This window comes from Burkholderia sp. S171 (assembly GCF_009766085.1).
Lineage (GTDB): Bacteria > Pseudomonadota > Gammaproteobacteria > Burkholderiales > Burkholderiaceae > Caballeronia.
This window is the reverse complement of record NZ_LMUF01000017.1, coordinates 1-19,074: the sequence shown is the minus strand read 5'-3', so window position 1 is coordinate 19,074 and position 19,074 is coordinate 1. Positions and strand designations below refer to the sequence as shown.

General features: G+C 57.6%; 18 protein-coding genes and 2 pseudogenes. 7 read left to right on the top strand and 13 right to left on the bottom strand.

Annotated elements, in window-relative coordinates:
* Positions 1-35 precede the first annotated feature (35 nt).
* The 10 genes and pseudogenes from GSQ93_RS10385 to GSQ93_RS10340 form a co-directional block, all read right to left on the bottom strand.
* Positions 36-164, bottom strand: a pseudogene (locus GSQ93_RS10385) (acyl-CoA dehydrogenase family protein); the annotation flags it as partial.
* A gap of 173 nt (positions 165-337) precedes the next feature.
* Complete coding sequence (locus tag GSQ93_RS10380) at positions 338-508, bottom strand: hypothetical protein (RefSeq protein ID WP_158935574.1); 171 nt, start codon at positions 506-508, stop codon at positions 338-340.
* A gap of 257 nt (positions 509-765) precedes the next feature.
* Positions 766-1,758: an ester cyclase gene (locus GSQ93_RS10375; protein WP_158935573.1), complete on the bottom strand. Its 993-nt coding sequence runs from the start codon at positions 1,756-1,758 to the stop codon at positions 766-768.
* A gap of 43 nt (positions 1,759-1,801) precedes the next feature.
* Positions 1,802-2,956, bottom strand: a complete 1,155-nt coding sequence (locus tag GSQ93_RS10370; protein WP_158935572.1) for a porin — start codon at positions 2,954-2,956, stop codon at positions 1,802-1,804.
* A gap of 173 nt (positions 2,957-3,129) precedes the next feature.
* On the bottom strand, positions 3,130-3,837 hold the full coding sequence (locus GSQ93_RS10365) for an alpha/beta fold hydrolase (RefSeq protein ID WP_158935571.1): 708 nt from the start codon (positions 3,835-3,837) through the stop codon (positions 3,130-3,132).
* A gap of 22 nt (positions 3,838-3,859) precedes the next feature.
* On the bottom strand, positions 3,860-4,645 hold the full coding sequence (locus GSQ93_RS10360; protein WP_158935570.1) for an HpcH/HpaI aldolase/citrate lyase family protein: 786 nt from the start codon (positions 4,643-4,645) through the stop codon (positions 3,860-3,862).
* A 63-nt stretch (positions 4,646-4,708) separates the two neighbouring features.
* Entirely contained in the window at positions 4,709-5,770 is a 1,062-nt protein-coding gene (locus GSQ93_RS10355; protein ID WP_158935569.1) for an ABC transporter ATP-binding protein, read from the bottom strand.
* Between the two features lie 34 nt (positions 5,771-5,804).
* Positions 5,805-6,698, bottom strand: a complete 894-nt coding sequence (locus GSQ93_RS10350; protein WP_216857600.1) for a carbohydrate ABC transporter permease — start codon at positions 6,696-6,698, stop codon at positions 5,805-5,807.
* 8 nt (positions 6,699-6,706) lie between these two features.
* Complete coding sequence (locus tag GSQ93_RS10345) at positions 6,707-7,603, bottom strand: carbohydrate ABC transporter permease (RefSeq protein WP_158935568.1); 897 nt, start codon at positions 7,601-7,603, stop codon at positions 6,707-6,709.
* A 38-nt stretch (positions 7,604-7,641) separates the two neighbouring features.
* A complete protein-coding gene (locus GSQ93_RS10340) occupies positions 7,642-8,985 on the bottom strand; it encodes a sugar ABC transporter substrate-binding protein (protein WP_158935567.1) in 1,344 nt (447 codons plus the stop codon).
* Positions 8,986-9,128: 143 nt separating this feature from the next.
* Between GSQ93_RS10340 and GSQ93_RS10335 the strand changes: the two genes are divergently transcribed.
* From GSQ93_RS10335 to GSQ93_RS10305, 6 genes are all read left to right on the top strand, one after another.
* Positions 9,129-10,043 (top strand): LysR substrate-binding domain-containing protein, encoded by a 915-nt coding sequence (locus tag GSQ93_RS10335; RefSeq protein WP_158935566.1) that lies wholly within the window; start codon positions 9,129-9,131, stop codon positions 10,041-10,043.
* 113 nt (positions 10,044-10,156) lie between these two features.
* A complete protein-coding gene (locus GSQ93_RS10330) occupies positions 10,157-11,326 on the top strand; it encodes a hypothetical protein (RefSeq protein ID WP_158935565.1) in 1,170 nt (389 codons plus the stop codon).
* A gap of 87 nt (positions 11,327-11,413) precedes the next feature.
* Positions 11,414-12,445: a LacI family DNA-binding transcriptional regulator gene (locus GSQ93_RS10325; RefSeq protein WP_158935564.1), complete on the top strand. Its 1,032-nt coding sequence runs from the start codon at positions 11,414-11,416 to the stop codon at positions 12,443-12,445.
* 716 nt (positions 12,446-13,161) lie between these two features.
* The gene (locus GSQ93_RS10315) at positions 13,162-14,307 is read left to right on the top strand and encodes a helix-turn-helix domain-containing protein (protein ID WP_158935563.1); all 1,146 of its coding nucleotides are present in this window, start codon (positions 13,162-13,164) and stop codon (positions 14,305-14,307) included.
* 13 nt (positions 14,308-14,320) lie between these two features.
* Positions 14,321-14,800 (top strand): hypothetical protein, encoded by a 480-nt coding sequence (locus GSQ93_RS10310; protein ID WP_216857599.1) that lies wholly within the window; start codon positions 14,321-14,323, stop codon positions 14,798-14,800.
* A gap of 236 nt (positions 14,801-15,036) precedes the next feature.
* Complete coding sequence (locus GSQ93_RS10305; protein WP_216857598.1) at positions 15,037-15,636, top strand: phage antirepressor N-terminal domain-containing protein; 600 nt, start codon at positions 15,037-15,039, stop codon at positions 15,634-15,636.
* A 364-nt stretch (positions 15,637-16,000) separates the two neighbouring features.
* Here GSQ93_RS10305 and GSQ93_RS10300 read toward each other — a convergent pair whose 3' ends face one another.
* The 3 genes from GSQ93_RS10300 to GSQ93_RS10290 form a co-directional block, all read right to left on the bottom strand.
* Positions 16,001-16,429, bottom strand: coding sequence for a hypothetical protein (locus GSQ93_RS10300; RefSeq protein ID WP_158935562.1), 429 nt, complete (start codon positions 16,427-16,429; stop codon positions 16,001-16,003).
* Positions 16,430-16,431: 2 nt separating this feature from the next.
* Positions 16,432-17,328, bottom strand: coding sequence for a DUF6731 family protein (locus GSQ93_RS10295; protein WP_158935561.1), 897 nt, complete (start codon positions 17,326-17,328; stop codon positions 16,432-16,434).
* Positions 17,329-17,632: 304 nt separating this feature from the next.
* Positions 17,633-18,691 (bottom strand): DNA-binding protein, encoded by a 1,059-nt coding sequence (locus tag GSQ93_RS10290; protein ID WP_158935560.1) that lies wholly within the window; start codon positions 18,689-18,691, stop codon positions 17,633-17,635.
* A 168-nt stretch (positions 18,692-18,859) separates the two neighbouring features.
* Between GSQ93_RS10290 and GSQ93_RS10285 the strand changes: the two are divergent.
* A pseudogene (locus GSQ93_RS10285) lies at positions 18,860-19,074 on the top strand (integrase); the annotation flags it as partial.

Below are 19,074 nucleotides of genomic sequence, written 5' to 3'. Positions count from 1 at the left end.
GAAAAAACAAGGCAAGCCGCCAGATTTAGCACGAAAAGGACGAATACCCCGATCAGGTCGTTGGCCTGAACCGCCGGAGTACCCTCATAAATCGACAGGATTCGCGCATCGCGGTAGTACTGCGCCGCGCCCGTTTCCTCAATGAAGCCCATCCCGCCGTGAACGGAGTTGGCGCAGCAGTTCGAAGTACACCTGGACCGGATAACTGGAAAAAGAAATTGCAGGAACGCGTTGCCTAAAGGTTTTAGACGGGCAAAGACGTCAGCCGAGCCCGCCCCGGCCGACGTCAAGGTGTTGCACGTGAAGGTTGAGCAGTTGACACTGAAGAAGGATTTTTTTAAGGCGCGCTCAGGAAGGTGGCATTGCTGAACGTAACACGATGATTGACCACCAGCATGCGCTGTTGGTGAGCCGGCCGGCCATCGCCGGAGAACCTGACTCCGCCGCCTTCGACGCGCTTGCCCGCTGAGCCGCATTCCTCACTGAGTTCTTTACAAAGGCTTTGCATTGTTATCTCTCGCCGTGTCGACCCGATAACATTTCGCCAGAGACGCATACAGGACATTGCTCGGCTCAATCGCGAAAAACGCGCGGCTCGATGCCCCGTATGATGCAAAATGGCCGGGGCCATCTCAACCTGCCAGCTTCGCTCTGATAATCGTTCCTGATTCTGCCGCGAGTGCCGCTTGCTCACGACTGCTGGAATGGACCTAGCGACGCCGGTGATCTTTCTCCGACCTCGTGTGAAGCGTCACGTCACGATGGTCAAACGCCAGCGTTGCTTTCGGCATGGGCAAAAATCTGCTTCCAAATCGACACTTCGTCGGTAACGAAAAATTCCGTCATTACCTTGTCTTTCGTGAGATTCGCGTGCGACATGCCCATGACGTAGACAGGCGCGCCGGTCGGTTCTCCAAAGTGTCCGAAGCCGCAATGCGTGCCCGTGAGCGACCAGCGCACCGCAACCCTGACTGGCTGCTCAGGATCGCGATTCACCCGTGCGCTTTCGACTTTGAGCACCGCATCGGGAAATGACGCGAGATAACCAAGCGCGAAAGTATCTATATCACCATGCCCGTACAGCACATCTCCCCCAGGCGCATGAAACGCAGCGCCGTGGAAATACATGTCGCGAATCACGGCGGTTTCCTTGTCGTGCCAAAGACGTTGCATCCCGCCGAGATAACGGTGAACGGTTTCGTCGTCGCTTTGCACCGTTGCCTTATAGCGGCTCGGCTTGTCGTGCTCAGGCGTGAAAAAGGAAATTGGCACGCCCTGCTTAAGTTCCCGGTCGGTCATGCTGCGGGCGAGCGCGCGCGCACTTGTGCCCAGGCACCGCGCGAAAGCAGCCTGGTCCCGCACGAGCCACTCCTCGATCACGACTTGATCCCTTACCCAGCAATCCGCGATGATCCGGCTGCGGACCATGCGTCCCTCGGCGCGGCCGAGAATGCCGTCGCCGGTATGACGCATCACGGAGGTCAATCTATGCGACGAAAGAAAGGTGCCGTCGCCATACGGCGTCCAGATCACATCCTCACCAACGAGCTGGCGGTCAGGGAACTGATGCAGCGTCTGCAGCGTCTGCGCCGTGACGCCTTTGTTGCTTCCGGTAAATCCGGTCGCGGCGCGCAGCAGGATATCGGGCGCGTAATGCTTGTCGAGCTTCCCGCCGATTCCCCGGTCCTCCCAAATTTCACGCGTGATTCCATAAATGAAGTCCGGGACATCGTTGTACGACCCTAGGTCAAAGCTCACCTTATGCTCCTCTCAATTGAAAGCTCAAAAAGCTCATCCATGCTTAGAAACGATGTCGGATACCGCCCACCACGGCAAGCTGCTTGTTGGTGGAAGAAGCCGATGTAAAGGCGAGTTGCGCAACGGCCGGGCCGCCCACGGAATTGGTCCCGCTGGCGTTCTGACCATATGCCCAAACATACACATCCGTGCGTTTAGAAAGACTATATGTTGTTCCGATGTTGATTTGGCGATAAATCGCGCCTGGTGCACCACCCGTCGAATTCACGCGCGTATAGATGAATGCAGTGCCCGCACTGAATGCCGGCGTGAAATGGTAAAGGTAGTTGATTTCGCCGGTATTCAAAACGCCAGTGCCGGAATACCCTTCGGGATTCGGCCCCGAACCGCTGCCCAGTTTGCCAAAGTCGACGTTGCTGAAAGTCCCGCCAATCGTCGAGTTTCCGAACGTGTATGAGGCGCCAAGAGCGCTGATTTGCAGGCTTTTCGCCGATACGAAACCGGAGTAGCTCAACCCCGACACGGTCACGCCGGTAGTGGTGTTCGTTCCGTCGTACACGGATGTATTTGGATGATCGATATGCGAATACGACGCCGCAGCCGCAAAGCCGCCGATTGTGTAAGTGATGCCGGCGCCGTACGTGCTGTTGTTGGTGACCGACCCGAGCGTGCCTCCGAATGAATACACCGCACCGACAGTCAATCCGTGATACGGGTTGCTGACGAACTTGACGGCGTTGTTCAAGCGAAAGCTGGCGTTCATGTTGTTATTATCGCCGGGCTGCGTGCCGGGACCGCCAGACCATGCATAACCCGATTCGAACGGCCCCACGAAAGTCGTTTCGAAATCATATTGACGACCCAGCGTGACCGCGCCGTAAGGCGTCGAAATGCCTACCCACGACTGGCGGCCGAACAGACGGCCGTTCTGCCCGAGCTTGCCGGTGTTTGCGTTAAAGCCGTTCTCCAACTGGAAGATAGCCGCATATCCGCTGCCGAGGTCCTCACGACCCCTGAAGCCAAAACGCGAAGCGCTCAATGTTCCGCTGGCCAGTTGATAAGCGTGGCCGCCCGCCTGGTTCGTCGTGTACTGGAAGGCTTCGTCGATAATGCCGTACAACGTCACATTGCTTTGTGCATGAGCGCTAATGGCAGCGGAACAGCAGACAATGGATAAAAGCGCGCGGGTCGGTTTCATTTCACGTGGCTCGTAAAGGTTGTGTTGACGTGCGGAATGTCTTGCGTGGATTTGGGTATCGGCGGCGAAAAGAAACTGACGCCTCAACAGTTTTTCTTTCAGCGTACTTTTTAAATCGGTTTCCTAACTAAAAAGTAATCTATTACTTCCGGCGATCAATTTCCATCAAACGGCTAGGAATTCATTCTCAGCAGCCATTGCTGCATGGCTTGATTACATGCATCAGGTGACTCGAGCGTTGCAAAATGGCCGCATCGTGCAATGAACACCGTGCTCGCTTGCGCAAGCTCTTGCGCCATCTCGTCCTGCCGGTCGCGCGGCGTCAACACGTCCGAATCACCGCAGATCAATAGAACGGGCACGGTTATCGATTTCAGCATCGGCCTTGAATCCGGACGATCGCTTGCATAGCGCGACTGGTTCGCAAAATTCGCCGCGCTCGAATGCGCCATCGCCCTAATCAGAGCTGTCAATTCACCACGATGCCCGCATTCAGGCGAAAAGTAATAGGGCAAAAGAAACTCATCGAGCACACTTTCCAGCTCGCCGGCTTCGACCCGTTCAACCAGCTTCCGGCGTTTGTCCCTGCTTGGTTCAGGATCGGGCCGCGCGTTGGTCGAGACAAGGATCAAGCCGGCCACACGATCCGGCGCCTGTCTGTAAAACTCCAGCGCCACAATTCCACCGAGCGAAAAACCGCCGAGAACGAACCGCGGCGGGAGTATCGCAAGATACGAGGCCACCTCGGCCTCCATGGTCCGTTCGCTGCCCAACTCGCATACGACGACCGGCCGCTGCGCCGACAATGTGTCGACCTGTGCGCGCCAGACACGCGCGTCGCACAGTGTTCCCGGTAACAAGATTAGCGGAATGGCGGCCATTGCCCTGTTCCTTCAGCGAGTTTCAGTAGCCGCCGCGGGCTGTTGCTCCGCCCGCGCCACGCGCCGCCAGGAGGCGCGACGTGCTTGCAACTGCAAGCGCGTTAGCGTCATTGCCAGGTGTCACGAGATGAAAACCCTCTTCCAGCCGGCTGTGCGCCGCGGCGCCGTCGCTGCAGAATATGCCGGCAAGCAGACCGCGATCACGGGCGCCCCGCAGGATTCGCCCGATCACTTCTTCCAGCCTCGCGTTCGGTTGCATGCCGGGTTTCATGCCAAGGCTCAACGCAAGATCGTTCGGGCCAATGTAGATACCGTCGAGGCCGGGTGTATCGAGGATTGCATCGAGTTGATCGAGCGCTTGCTGCGATTCGATCATGGCAAGCGTCACGACGGTGTCGTTGGCGCAACTGAAGTAATCGGGTCCGCCATAAAGCAGTCCGCGCGCCGGACCAAACGAGCGCTGCCCGGCGTCCGGATAGCGGCAGGCAGAAACGAATTCGCGCGCCATCTCGGGGGTATCGATAGAAGGACAGATCACGCCGTAAGCGCCTGCGTCGAGCAGCTTCATGATCTCTGGCGGATTGAGCGAAGGACAGCGGACCAGAGGTGTTGCAGGCGTGATGCTGACCGCCTGCAACATGGTCAATGCAGATTCGAAACCCATCATCCCGTGCTGCAGATCGACTGTCACCGAATCGAATCCTTGGGACGCCACGACTTCCGCCGCATAACTGCTCGGGATGGAAAGCCATGCATTGACGATGGGTTCGCCCGCGAGGAACTTCTGTTTGACTAAGTTGGGACGCATGGTGACTCGTTCTCCTGGTTCAAACTTAAAGCTTATGCAACTGAATAGGGGCAGCCCGCACCGTCAGCCGGTCTTGATGCGCTCGCCGGTCGTGCCGTCGAACCAGAACATCTTCGATGGCTCTGGCCGCACGATGATCCGGTCGCCATCGGTGTATCGAATGGATTTGTCGCCTTTGACCACAAAGTGCTCACCGGCAAGTTTCAGCGTGATGAGGGTGACGTCGCCGAGCAGTTCGAACGCGAAGATATCTGCTGAAAAAGCGCCTGGCAGATCACCCGCGCCGACCACGACGTCTTCCGGGCGCACGCCCAGATAAAGCGGTCCGTTGCGCGGAGGCGCGATGGGAAAAGCAAGCCCGTCCGACATGACAAACTGACCACCCCTGCCTTCGCCGCGCAGCAAATTCATGGCCGGCGAGCCGATAAAACCCGCGACGAACGCATTGGCCGGTTCGTTGTAGATTTTCTCGGGCGCGTCGATTTGCTGAAGCACGCCCTCTTTCATGATCGCGACGCGCGAGGCGAGTGTCATCGCTTCGACCTGATCGTGCGTGACGTACACCGTCGTAACGGCAAGCTCGCGTGCGAGGTGCTTGAGCTCCGCGCGCATCGACCCGCGCAGCTTGGCATCCAGATTCGACAGCGGTTCGTCCATCAGGAAAACGCGCGGCCGCCGCACGATGGAACGCGCAAGCGCCACACGTTGACGCTGACCGCCGGATAACGCCGCGGGGCGGCGAGTGAGCAACTGGCCAAGTTCGACCCGGTCCGCCGCACGCCTGACTTCGCGATCGCGCTGCTCGCCGGTCACACCCCGCAGCTTGAGCGGATAACCAATATTGTCGTACACGCTCATGTGCGGATACAGACCGTAGTTCTGAAATACCATCGATACATCGCGTTGCCGTGGCGGCACGCCGTTCATGCGCTCGCCGTCGAACATCAGGTCGCCGCCGGTGGGATCTTCGAGGCCCGCGATCATGCGCATGGTCGTGGTCTTGCCGCAGCCGGACGGTCCGAGCAGCACGAGGAACTCCCCTTCGGCAATGCTCAGGTTCAAGTCCTTGACGGCGTGGAAACCACCCCAGTTCTTGTTGATGCGATTCAATGTGACCGTGGTCATGAACGTCGCCTTAAATAAAGAGTTGAAGCACGGATCAGCGGACAGCGCCGGCCGTCGTACCGCGAATCAGATAGCGTTGCATGAACGAAGCGAACAGGAACATCGGCAGCATGATGAGAATGCCGGTGGCGGAGAGCAGTTGCCACAGATCGCCCTCTTCGCGGTTGAACAGGCTCATGGCGACCGGCAGCGTGACTGCATCTTCCGAAGTCAGGATCACGGCAATGATGAAATCGTTCCACGACAAGATGAAGCAGAAGATGCCCGCCGTGACAATGCCCGGCAGCGCGATCGGCATGATCATCTGGTAGAGGACCTGAAGACGGGTCGCACCGTCTATCAGCGCGGACTCTTCAATATCGATCGGAATCTGGTCTATGAAACCCTTGATCATCCAGATCGCGAACGGCATGACAAGCGCGGTTTGCACCACGATCAACGCAATGCGCGTGTCGTAGAGTCCAAGATCGCGGAACATGAGGAAAAACGGCAACACGATCACCACGGGCGGCAGGAACTGCGTTGCGAGCACGGCAACCAGCATCGACTTGTGCGCGAAGAGTCTGAAGCGCGAAAACGAGTACGCGGCAGCGGTTGCGATCGGCAATGTGATGATGACCGTGCTCACGGAAACAATGATCGAGTTGATCAGTTTGTCCTGCACGCGAAACGGTTCGCGCATGATCTCGAAGAAATTGCCGATGGTAGGCGTGAACGTCACGCGCAACTTGTAGATGTCCACGTAATGCTTGAACGCGGCGGACAAGATCCACAACAGCGGCAACACGATCACTACGAACAGCACAGCCATTGCAACGCCGCGTCCAAACCAGCCGAGCGAAGCGCGAAACCTGCGCGGCGTCGCATAGCCGGCGGGGGATGCGGATTGCGTATGCGGCAACATGTCGGGAATGGATTTCGAGTTCATGTCGTTCCTTATTTCCCGCGCTGAGAAAGACGGACGTACAGCACGGTCAACGCCATCATCGGGATGACGAGAAGCCAGCCGAGCGCCGATGCATAACCCATGTTCAGGTACTTGAAGCCTTGGAAATAGATGAAGTGCGTGAGTGTTTGCGTAGCCTGTCCGGGACCGCCATTTGTGATCATGACGACTTGGTCGAATACTTTCATTGCGAAGATGGCCTTGAGGACCATGGCAACCGCCAGAACCGGCCACAACTGCGGCAGCGTGATCGAGAAAAACACTTGAAGCGGGCTTGCGCCGTCTATCTCTGCCGCTTCCTGGCTTTCCTTCGGCACCGACGCCAGCGCGCCAATGAAGATGAGCGCGAAGTACGGCGTCCAATGCCACACATCGCTGGATAAAACCAGCCAGAACGCCGCGGTCGCGTTACCAAGGATGTCGATTTCCTTCAGATGCAGCGCGCGGCTGATTGCGCCCGCCACCCCGAAGTCGGCGTTTGCCATGAAGCGCCAGAGCGCGCCAATCAATGCGGGGCTCATGGCGAACGGCAGGATCAGCATGGAGCGCAGGACCGCGCGAACCAGGCCGCCGCGAAACAGCAGCACGGCGATTGCGAGCGCGAACCCAACGGTCAGCACCACCGAGGCCACCGTGAAGCGCGCCGTGACCCACGCTGAATTCCACATCGACGGGTCGGTCAGGGCTCGCGTGTAGTTATCGAAGAGATAACCAATCTGTGACACGCCGTCGGAGGGCAACCATAAGGACTTCGATTCATTCGCGCGGCCGAGATTCCAGTCGCGAAAGCTGAGATAGAAGGTTGTGACCAGCGGATAGAGCGCCGTGCCGAGCACGATCAGCAATCCCGGCGCAACCATTCCATACTTGGCGATACGTTCAGACATGACACATGTTCCTCAAGTGGACGCGTACTGCTCGAGATCTAGCGAAGCGCGCGCTGCACGACATGGTTCGCGCGCTGCGCTGCTGTATTCATGAGTGCATCGACGTCGCCGCCGGACGCCGCCTGGTTGATCGCCACCGAGGCAAGATCTGCCACTTCCGGCCAGTAGACGACTTCGGGCATCGGTGCGGCATTGCCTTCGAGCGCCGCTTTGGCCGCAAGCAGGATGTGGTCGTTTGCAGCATTGACCTGGGGATCGCCCATGCTCGACCAGCGGTTCACCACGCTGTTCACAACGGCAAATCCATTGACGTTGCGCTCAATCGCATTGCGTTTGTCCAGATCGGAATTCGTGACCCATTTGAGGAATTCCCACGATGCGTCCTTGTGCTTCGAATAAGCCGAGATGGAAACCGGCATCACGTTGATCACAGTGCTTGGCGGATCGCCCGCCTTGTAGGCCGGCATGGGCGCAAAGCCAACCTGATCTTTCGTGAGCGTCGAGTCCTTCGGATTCGTGGCGGCTGAATAAGCCCATTGCCAGATCGGCAGTACCGCACTTCTGCCCTGCTGAAAGGCGACGCGGCTGTCCTGTTCCACATTCGATGTCGCGCCAGCCCCGCACAGGTTGTTCTTCGTCATCAGGCCGACGTACGCGCGTGTGGCTTCCATTGCTTTTGGCGAGGTCCATGCGGGATAGCCCTTGTCATCGAGAATCCGGCCTCCCGCGCCACGCACGAAGTCCGCCCATGCAAAAAGGTTCTGGCGGTTGCCATCCGCGCCGTAGTAACAACCGAGCGGCGCGACACCCGGGTAGGCTGCACGGATCTTCGGGCCTGCATCGATCAGGTCTTGCCAGGTCTTTGGCGGCTTCAACCCGAGCTTTGCAAAGATGTCCTTTCGATACAGCATCATTTGCACGTTGCTGCGTAAAGGGAGTCCGTTGAGCTTGCCGTTGATGGTGAGAGCTTCGAGAAATGCCGGTGGATAGTCGTTGAGATCGAGCTTGTCGCGCGCAATGTAATCGTCGAGCGGCATCAGCCAGTATGCATAGGACGCGCCCCACTGATCCAGATAGTTCACTACATCAAAGTTGCCGTTCGCGGCTACGCCCACGCTCGTGACTTTTTCTTGGAGCGCCTTGAACGGCACGAAGGACCACTTCACTTCTATGCCGGTCAAGTCGGTGAATTCCTGCGTGCGCTTTTGCAGCGCAGTGAACTGCGGCGTCGATACCGCCATGACCTTGATCGACTGCCCCGCATACGGCTTGCCGGCCTTGAGTCCGTAGGGTGCTGTCTCGCCGGCTGCCGCAGCCGTCGTCACGACACCGGTGACGGTCATCGCGACATAAAAGGCCACACAGGCAATTCGATGAAACATGGGGTCGCTCCATTGATGCGTTCCGGGTCTTGATCGGTGCCTTGGTTCGCGCCTTGTTACGGCGTGGAAAGAAATTTGCGCCGGTCAATTTGTTCTGTCTAATATATTATTCGTTGGAGTTTCATACGTTTTAGGAATGAAACATGATCGACTTGCGCCAGCTTCGTTATTTCGTCGTGCTTTCGGAAGAGCTCAATTTCGGACGCGCGGCATCGCGCCTCCATATCACGCAGCCGCCTCTGAGCCAGCAGATCATGCAGTTGGAGGCGAGCCTGGACACGCCGCTGTTTATCCGCGGCAAACGCCCGCTCAGGCTCACTCACGCAGGTGTCGAGCTGCTGTCGGGGGCGCGCCGGCTGCTGGCGCAAGCAGACGTTGTGATCGAGCATGCGAAGCTCGCCGGCCGTGGCGAACGAGGACGCCTCGGAATTGCTTTCGTGGCAGGCGCGTTGCCGCAGCTTTTGCCTCAATGCATTGGCGCCTATCGCTCACAACATCCCGACATTCGCCTCGAGCTGCGGGAAGGCGTGACGCAAAGACAGCGCGAAGCAATCCTTGCCGGCGAGATGGACATAGGGTTCGTGCGCCCGATCGGTAATGACGGCGGCGAACTCGCCACGCGCACGCTGATCCGCGAACCCATGATGCTCGCGCTGGGCGAACATCATCCGCTGGCGCACCTCAAACGTGTGCCGGTCGAAGCGCTGGCTGCCGAACCGTTCATTCTTTTCAGCCGCAAGGACGCGTTCTACTTCCACAAGATCGTCTCGGATATTCTTCACGAAGCCGACGTCATGCCCGAGATCGTGCAGGACGCAACCCAGCTCTACACGGTCGTGGCGCTGGTGTCGAGCGGCGTTGGACTTGCCATCGTTCCAGCGTCCGCGAGGCACATGCGGTTCCCAGGCGTCACCTTCCGGCCGCTGGATATCGACAAACCTGTCAGCGCTGTCCTGGACCTGATCTGGCGATCCGACGACGATCATCCCGCGTTGATGAACTTCATCGACATCGCGGTTGCGCAGGCTGCGCAATACCTCGAAACCAATATCTCCTGACGTTTTCCCAAGCGTGCCAGTTCTTCATTGAACTTGCCCTTCTCGCTCGTTTTGCATTAGCCTATGCATTCGAATGCATGAAGTCGCGAAAACACGGGAACGGAGAGATGAACATGGGTGAAGCAACGACGCTCGACCAGGCCGCGGTAAAGAGCCGCCTGGTTCTCAGATCGGACATGGTGGCGTGCAAGGTGGCGTTCATCGACTGCAAGATGAAGGGTTCCGAGCGCAAGGAAAATTATTCGTTGATCGGAGCAGGCGTATCGCAAAGCGAAGACCAGGTGGTCAATCTGCGCGAACCACATGGCTTCAGTCTCGGCGTCGCGGCCATGCCGCCCGGCGTCGTGAACAACCTCCACGTACATTACACGGCAGAGGTCTTCATGATTTTCCGCGGCCGCTGGCTGTTCCGGTGGGGTGCGAATGGAGACGAAGGCACCGTGATCGGCGAACCCGGCGACGTACTGAGCATTCCCACCTGGATCTTTCGCGGCTTCAGTAATGTTGGCGATGACGACGGCTGGATCTTCTCGGCGCTTGGCGGCGATGACACCGGCGGCATCATCTGGCATCCATCGATCCTTGAGCAGGCGGCGCAACATGGGCTCTACCTGACAAAGGAAAATTTCCTTGTGGATACCAGCAATGGCACGCCCAAGCCTTCAGACGACGCGCTGCTCAAGCCCGTCGACCAGGAAACCGCCGAGAGCCTGCGTCATTATTCGCCCGATGAAATGCGCAAGCGCATGGTCAAGGTCGCCGACCGGAAATGGTCGCGGCATGCCCTGCTCGACAGCGTGCTACCTGGTCATCGCGCCGAGGTCGCAAGTATCGTGGGCTTCGGCATCACGCAGGATCGCGACCAGCAGGCGGAGATTCTCTATCCGCACGGATTTTCTATCGACTGGTTGCGGATCGATCCGGGGCAGGAGATCGGGACTCATCGCGTGGATGCAAAGCAGGTCCTGATCGTATTCGACGGTGAAGCCGAGTTGGTCCTGAACGAAGGCGCCGACGAGACGCCCGTTATCGTGCCCCGTCAGGCGTTGTACTCGGTGCCGGCCAATGTCTGGCGTTCCGTCAGATCTGTTGGCGACACACCGCTGCTTGTCGCGGTCATGACGACGGGAGATCAGAAAAAGCACGTGATATGGTCCGCGGCGATCGTCGCGGCGGCGGCCCAAGAGGGCTTTGGCGTCGACCACAATGGCTATGTGGCGCCGCTGCGCCTGCTACCGTACGAGACTCAGCAAGCTGTCGCCGCAATGGGCCTGCCGGCCTGAGCGGGCGGCCCGGTTAGAATCTCGCTTTCGGCCGCGTATCCATTTGCTATCTGGCCAGGGCGGATTCATCCGTCCAACACCCACGCCATGCCGCCAATAGACACCGCCTCGCCCCGCCCTGCCCGCGCGACGTCCTACGACGTTGCGCTCGCCGCGGGCGTGGCGCAATCGACCGTATCGCGCTGCTTCCAGAAAGACAGCCCGATCTCCCCGGACACACGCGCGCATGTGCTGGCTGTCGCGGAGCAGCTCAACTATCGGCCAAACGCGCTGGCACGCTCGCTCATTCTCGGGCGCTCCGAGGCGGTTGGCGTCATCGTCACGAAATACACGCTGCGATACAACCCCGACGTTTTGTTTGCGCTAGGCGAAGCCTTGGCCGCGGCGAATTCGAAGTTGCTGCTTATCACGGTCGAGAGCGACCAGGCTGTTCATGAAACGCTCGGTCGCGCACTGGATTTTCCACTCGATGGACTCATCTCCTGTGCCGACCTGTCGGCCGTCGACATCAAGGCCTTTCAGCAACACGACGTGCCTGTCGTGCTCTTCAACAGGCATTCCACGGCGCGTGGCGTGGATTGCGTCGCAACAGACAATGCAAACGCGTCGAAGCGCATCGCCATGGCGTTGCGCGAAGCCGGACACAGCCGCTTTCTGTGCATCGGCGGTCCGGAAGATGCGCCCGTGAGCAGAGCCCGAATCGATGCTTTTGTCGAAGAAGTGCAGCGACTTGGTGCGATCCGGGTAAATGCGGTCCATACCGACTTCTCTTACGAAGAAGGAAGCTCGGCAATGTCCGCGGCGTATCGAAGGTCGAATGGAGAAATCGACGCGGTTTTTTGTGCGAACGACCAGACCGCACTCGGCGCGCTCGATACATGTCGATTCAATCTTGGCTTGAGCGTTCCGGAAAACATATCGATTGTCGGCTTCGACGACGTGCCCGATGCGTCGCGTCCCACTTATATGCTGACCACGGTTCGTCAAGACGTTCGGCAACTCGCGAGCGAGGCTGTCCGCATGCTGGCGCTCCGGCTCGCAGATCCATCTCGGCGCGCCTGCACGGTCATCGTACCCAGCGAATTGATCAAACGTGAGTCCGCGAATCTAGGCTTGTAGACCTTGCCGCCTGGCTCTTCAACGCAACTCAGATCAGCACGTGGATGTCCGCTGAACCGCCACAAACCGCGCGCTATCGAATTTTCCTCGCCACCGTCTGCAACTGCGTGAAGGCCTGAAATTTGGTCTCGTGCAGGGTCGCGAGATCTCCCCCTGCCGGCTCGTAGGTCTTGCTGATCTGCGACATGCTTCTCATCGCCGAGTGCACATTGGCGAACCGGCCGCGAGCCACACCACCGCAGAATTGCGGCGCCCAGCAAAACAGGTTCGTCCACCTCAGCTGCAAGCACAGGCTTGCCGGTGGTATCAGCGAGCAGTTGCCGGACGAGATCAAGGCACCCCAGTAGACCGATTTTATTTTGCCACCATTGCGGGATCTACCCTTGTTCCCAGCGCCCGCAACGGACGCGGCGATCAGACCCCGTCGAGCGCTACATCCAAGCTACTGTCGGTTGAAAATCTCGCCCCGCGAAATGCGGGCTCTTTTTGCAGCGCCGGCAATGCTGTAACCGGTAGTATCAGCATTGAGGTTTAGCCAGATGTGTACAGCCGCCGCCCCGCTGATTTAAGAGGCGCCGATTCGAAGACAATCACCCCGCCTGTCAGAGTAGACGTGTGGCGCTCACGAGAAACGAAGCGTTTTTGGCCGAAATTCGCGACTGCCCGCGCAAACTACCACTTTGCGTTTTTGCGCAAAGTGGCGTATTGTGAAAACTATGCAAATCGATCCGACCGACTTTCGAACACCAGGACAGTACATCGATGCCCTTCTGGAAGCGCGCGGATGGTCAAAACGCGTGCTCGCGGTGATTTTGGGCGTCGACGACAGCAGCATCAACAGGCTCGCCTCTGACAAACGACCGGTGGACGCCGCAATGGCGGTGTCGCTCGAAGAAATCTTCGAGGTGCCGGCCGAGAATTTTCTTGACCTTCAAAAGTCCTTCGATCTCGCTAAAGCCCGGATTTCAGCTAGGCCGGATCCCGGCCGGGCTACTCGCGCTCATTTGTTCGGGGGCTTACCTGTCATCGAGATGATTAAGCGCGGTTGGCTAAACGCCGACGACGCGCGGGATGTCCAATCTGTAGAAAATGCATTGGCAAAATTCTTCAAAGCGGAGACTCCTAGCGAAATCGAAGTGCTCCCGCATGCCGCAAAGAAAACTCTCGTGCACGGGGATCCGACGCCCGTTCAAATTGCGTGGCTGTATCGTGTTCGCGAAATCGCAAGCGAAATGCTTGTCCCGAAATATAGCCCTCAGATGGGCAAGCTGGCAGTCGCAAAACTTGCAGCGCTCCTAGCCGCGGCCGAGGAAGCGCGAAAGGTGCCCAAGATCCTCGCTGAATGTGGAATTCGGTTTGTCCTTGTTGAGTCGCTTACATCCGCGAAGATCGACGGAGTGTGCATGTGGCTAAACGATCACTCTCCCGTTATCGGCATGACTCTTCGTCACGATCGGTTGGACAACTTTTGGTTCGTTTTGCGCCACGAACTAGAACACGTTCTCCAAGGACATGGAAAGGACGCAATCATCCTTGATGCAGAGTTGGAAGGCGAAAGAGCCGGCACTGGAGAAGCCGTCAGTGAAGAGGAAAAAATAGCGAATGCCGCCGCTTCGGATTTCTGCGTCCCGAGAAAGAAAATGGACTCATTCATCGCGCGCAAAGCGCCTTTCTTCGCGGAACGAGACCTCTTGGGCTTCGCCAAAACTCTCAATGTGCATCCCGGATTGATCGCGGGACAGCTTCAGCACCGTACAGGACGCTATGATCGTTTCCGCACTCACTTGGTGAAGGTACGTTCTATCGTAACGCCGGGTGCGATGGTTGATGGCTGGGGCGACATTGCTCCGGTTGGACTTTGATTGGGGAGTTGAAGTGACTAAGCATGTGGAAATGCAGTACTTGATTCGCTTGTACAAAGAAATAACCGGCGAACACGAAGTCGATATGAAGAAGGTAGCCAAGTTTGCGCACCAGCGCGGATGGCCATTGCCCAAACCCAAAGATCCCTTCGACATGTTGGCGACGGAGTTCACACAGGCTGCACGACAAGAGTTTCGCCGCGATCCCAGGACGGGAAAACCATACCGCGCCAACCACGCCCTGCCGGTTAGCCAGGGAGGGGTACAGCTCACGTTGTGGATCGACATTGACGAAGCGCCGCGACACCAAATGCACAAGTCGCTAATTAATCGCCGTGAGCAGATGGTCGGCGATGGCGTTCAGCTTTCGTTGGACGCAGATCACTGGAACAGCATTCACGAAGAGGAAGACCCCATCGCCATCCCGATGGACCTTACTGATGACATTGAGTGGCGGAAGAATGCGCCAGACGAAGATGAGGATGCCGCATAGGCCACGGAGGATGATCGCAAACAGACGACAACTTTGAGAAGCTACCGCGTTTAAAGCGGGAAAGCCCCTACCGGCAATCTTGGCGGATCCGGCAGAGGCTTAATGTTCAATCTACTAGGACGAACACGTGGATACTACCACCACGGCGCGGACGCGCCAAATTAAAGTACCGTTTTACGGTGTGGATTTATACCTGATCGAGCACAAAGGTCAACCTTACACCCCGATGAAATATCGTGGGAGGGATCGGCCTAGATTGGGCGAGCCAGTACCGTAAAGTAACTGACAACCGTACACGATGGGGTGTTGTCGATTTGACAATACCTTCTGTTGGCGGCCCGCAAAGCATGACATGTCTGCCAATTCGAAAAATGGCTGCGTGGCTTACGACGATCGAGCCTGGGAAGGTGAAGAACATTCGTGTACGAGATCGAGTCATTCAGTTTCAGAACGAATGCGACGATGTACTTTGGCAGCATTGGACAGATAGTTACTCTGTAAGCCCTCGTACCGATGATGCTGAGGCGCTTGCGCAGATCAGCAAGCGATCCGATCGTGAACCGCTTCTCATTCGCGCGGTGCGGCTCGTCGTTGAGCGGGGCGTGACATTTCCAGAGGTGTACAAGATCATGAACATGTATGCAGGAACCCGTCACCTCCGCAACATGACTGTCGAGCAAGTCAACGAAGCCTTCGGCTTTACTGAACGAGTTCTTCTCGGCGGGGATACGGACGGGGATTGGGCAGAGATTGAACGAAACCGGGCGGCGTTGTTCGAGGATATGATTCAGTTGCCTCTCGCCGGTCTCGTACATCCTCGGCTGCTAAGCAAATAGGTGAGCCCTAGCCGTCACGGGTCCGGGCGGTTTTCGGCTTACCTGCTCGCGTCAGAAACTACACCCATAGAACGCGCGACGACGATTTTTATGGGGTATTGATGGAGCTACAAATCACACCATGTGCCTCAAGACACTTGTCCCGTTTGTATGAATTCTGCGCGAGCGATGTGAACTACCTGCAGCACGGTTATGTCGTTCGCGCCGATCAGTCGTTTTGGCATGGCTACCTCAGCATTGGCCCGTGAATCGGCACGAGTCGACAAAGCGCCATGCGAGCGAAAACAACGGCGTAAATGTGCAATTGATTGCCACGCCGCTAGCCCTTCGACAACGAGTTCAATGACCCTTACTCACTCCCTATTCACACGGGTGGTGCCCACCGAAGAATCTTGAAGAAGATTCTAGATACGCGGTGGAAACACATCGCAGAGAATCCAGCAAGTGCGATCCAGACAGGCCCATACCAATATGGGAGATGTTCGTTCCAGAAAAAACCCGCCATCGAGTAGACACTGAAACATAGGCAACCATAGAGCGCGCCCGCTAGATAAGTGATGAGATCATCAATGTAGCCGGATGCTCGCAGACGGCCCACAACTGTGTCGGTAGGCAAGGCCGCAAGGATAGCTTGGGCGGTGGCGATAAATCCAGTGAGTATTGCACCGACGCTTATGGCCGCCGACAAGAATTCCTTTATCGCTTCCGGCAATGGAAGTTTGAAATGCCACCATGCGATGCCCGCTGCGCCTGATATAACGAATGGGTACCAACGCTCTGTTTTCAGTGACATGGTCATCCCGCGATAACGCGCCCCCAGCCATTGCGGGCGCGAATTAATCCATCCCACCGGGAGCGTTGAGTGTACCGCCGATCGGCACCTAGGATAAGGTCGCCGATTCGTTGTTCAAGCTTTGGTTTTAAGAGGTCGACAACATCGAGCGGTTCCAGCAAGGAATCACGTCCGACGACTTCTAGCTTTGACACAATCGGATCTTGGTCTTCCCCTACATGGCGCATCTCCATCAACCGACGCGCAAGTGCCCTTGCCCGCTGGAATGATAATGCCGCGTTCCCGCTTCGACCAGCGGAGACGATAACCTCAATGGTTTCCGCACCTAGGTTATCGCTAACATCCAGCGAGCGACCAAGGGATACGTTACCGTCACGCTGCGCCTGTGTCATTCGAGGCGGCGCAATTTTGAAGTGCATTTTTGTGATGATTTCCTTCTGGGCAAACTTCACATCAGCGCTTTCGTCCATACGAATGTTGAATTCGTAAGACCCCACAGCGTTAGCGTCATGGCCATAGAGCGCAAAGTAATTTTTCATGATCGAGGACCGCACGCCATAGTGGTTGTACTGGATCAGTATCACTTGTCGTTGCGGGTCATACAGCGCCGCCGTCTCCTCACCGAACCCTTGATCTGCTTCGAGTTCAAAGCCCTCAATCGGATCTTCTCTGCTTGCCTTACCAGGCCCGTGCTCGAATCGAATCTTCGTAAAATCCAGAAGCCAATACGCGGTATTGTTATCCGCGCTGCGGGGCGGCGCGATAGTTTCTAGGCGGACCTCTTGCTGACCAACAGTCTTCAAGCGATTAGCAATGCCGTCTTGGTGAATACGCTCCAACAGTTCGGTCAGCGGAGGCGTCCTTTGAATCGCTCGCACATCAAACAAATGAACAGCCATTTCTCCCGCCATCAATCGTCCCCTCAGATCGTTAGATTCATTGTTTTTATGACGAGCAGAACTGTAGCATTTTGCGGATCAAAACGCCGATTACGCCGAATTCTAAGTATCTGGTCGGGTTTAATGTTCCCGTTCGATGTGCGGAGGCGCACCTTGAAGCGCGTACGCGCCAGCCGCCATCGCCCGTTGCGACGCGCTGGGTCGTCCTAAGGCGACTTCGGTGGTGGAGATACCGCGTTACGAGGCTTGAGCGCGATGTCGAACTTCGATGGTGACGCCGACATCGGATACCGCCGCGATGCAATCAAGATTTGCGCACGCGTGGCGATTTCCGCATCGGCGCACTACTCGTGCGCGGGCCAGTTGTCCGCTCCGCTGCCCGTTTTGCCGTTGACACTTGTCGCTTTGCATCGGCATGCGTCAGCGACAGTGCCAATTGGTCGCGTTGATTACGCGCCTGCGCCGCTTCAGCGACATAACGCGCATTCGCGGTGCGCAGCGCCTCCAGATTACCCTCCAGCACACCGACTTGCTGCCGCAGATTACCAAGTTGTCCCTGCAGCTTTTGCACGTCATCGCGATGACGGCTGACGCCCTGTTCCGCTTTACGGGTAACCGTATCAAGGTCCTTCTGCAAGCGTGCGGCCGCTTGCCGCTCGCGTTCGATTTCCAGCAGCGCCCGGGTCTCGGCAGCTTTGAGCCGCTCCTGCGCCAGCGTGCCGTCTGCACGCAGCTTGTCCAGTTCAGAAGCGAAATCATGCCGCGCGGTTTCGAGCGCCCGCTGCAACTGCTGCTCGCCCTGTTGCGCAAGATGCAACCGCTCCTCCAGCGTCGACACCGCGGCGACGGAGATGGCCAGCGCCTGGTCCAGTTCCGTGATGCGGATCTGCGCTCCGTCCAGCGCGGCCGCACTGCCTTTCAGTTCTTGACGCACCTGGTCGCGTTCGGCCTCGGCCTGAGCTTGCCTGACCTGTGCGTCCGCGACCGATCGTTGCGTTTCGAGCTGCGCGGTCGCCAGTTGTTCTTGCGCCATGTCGACCGCCCGCGTCCAGAGCGCGGCTGCCAGTTCCCCGGTGGCGGACTGTAGTTCCGCCGGCAAGTCGGGATGCTCGATGCGCACCCGGCTCTTTTCCCGCAGGGTCATCCAAAAGCGTGCCAGCGCCTCGGCCGGCGCGCTCATGCTGCCCTTCTTCACCAGCTGATAGAGCCGGTTCGCGGTGGGGGTGATGCCGTGCCGGAAAAACAATAACACGCAGACCTCGCGATACAGCTCCTGGGTGCGCGGAAACTGCGTGCGCAGCCGGTCGATTTCCTGCGCGATGTCCGCGTGCAGTTGCGCCTCCAGGGCGGGCGAAGCATCCATGGCAAGCAGTTCCAGACAATTGATCTGTTGATAATATAACGTATAACGTTAATTACCTTGAATAGAAATCCATAATTTAGACATTATGACTATAATGTCGAGTAAAATGAGTGATTGTGTGAATTGAGCGCGTCTCACCCCAACATGCCGTTTTCTGAGCCCCTCCGCATGTCCGAAGGCACCCTACTGTCGCTCAAGCCGCTTGAACAGCTACAGCTGCCGCCCGAGTTCGACGGTGGCAATGGCACGAACCGCGCGCTCGGCAACCGTCCTCAAATTGCTGCACAAAATGACGTCGACGCAATCAGGGCGTGGCTCGCGCGCTTCATCGATACGAAGGCGACGTTCGACACCTACCGCAAGGAGTCCGAACGCCTGCTGCT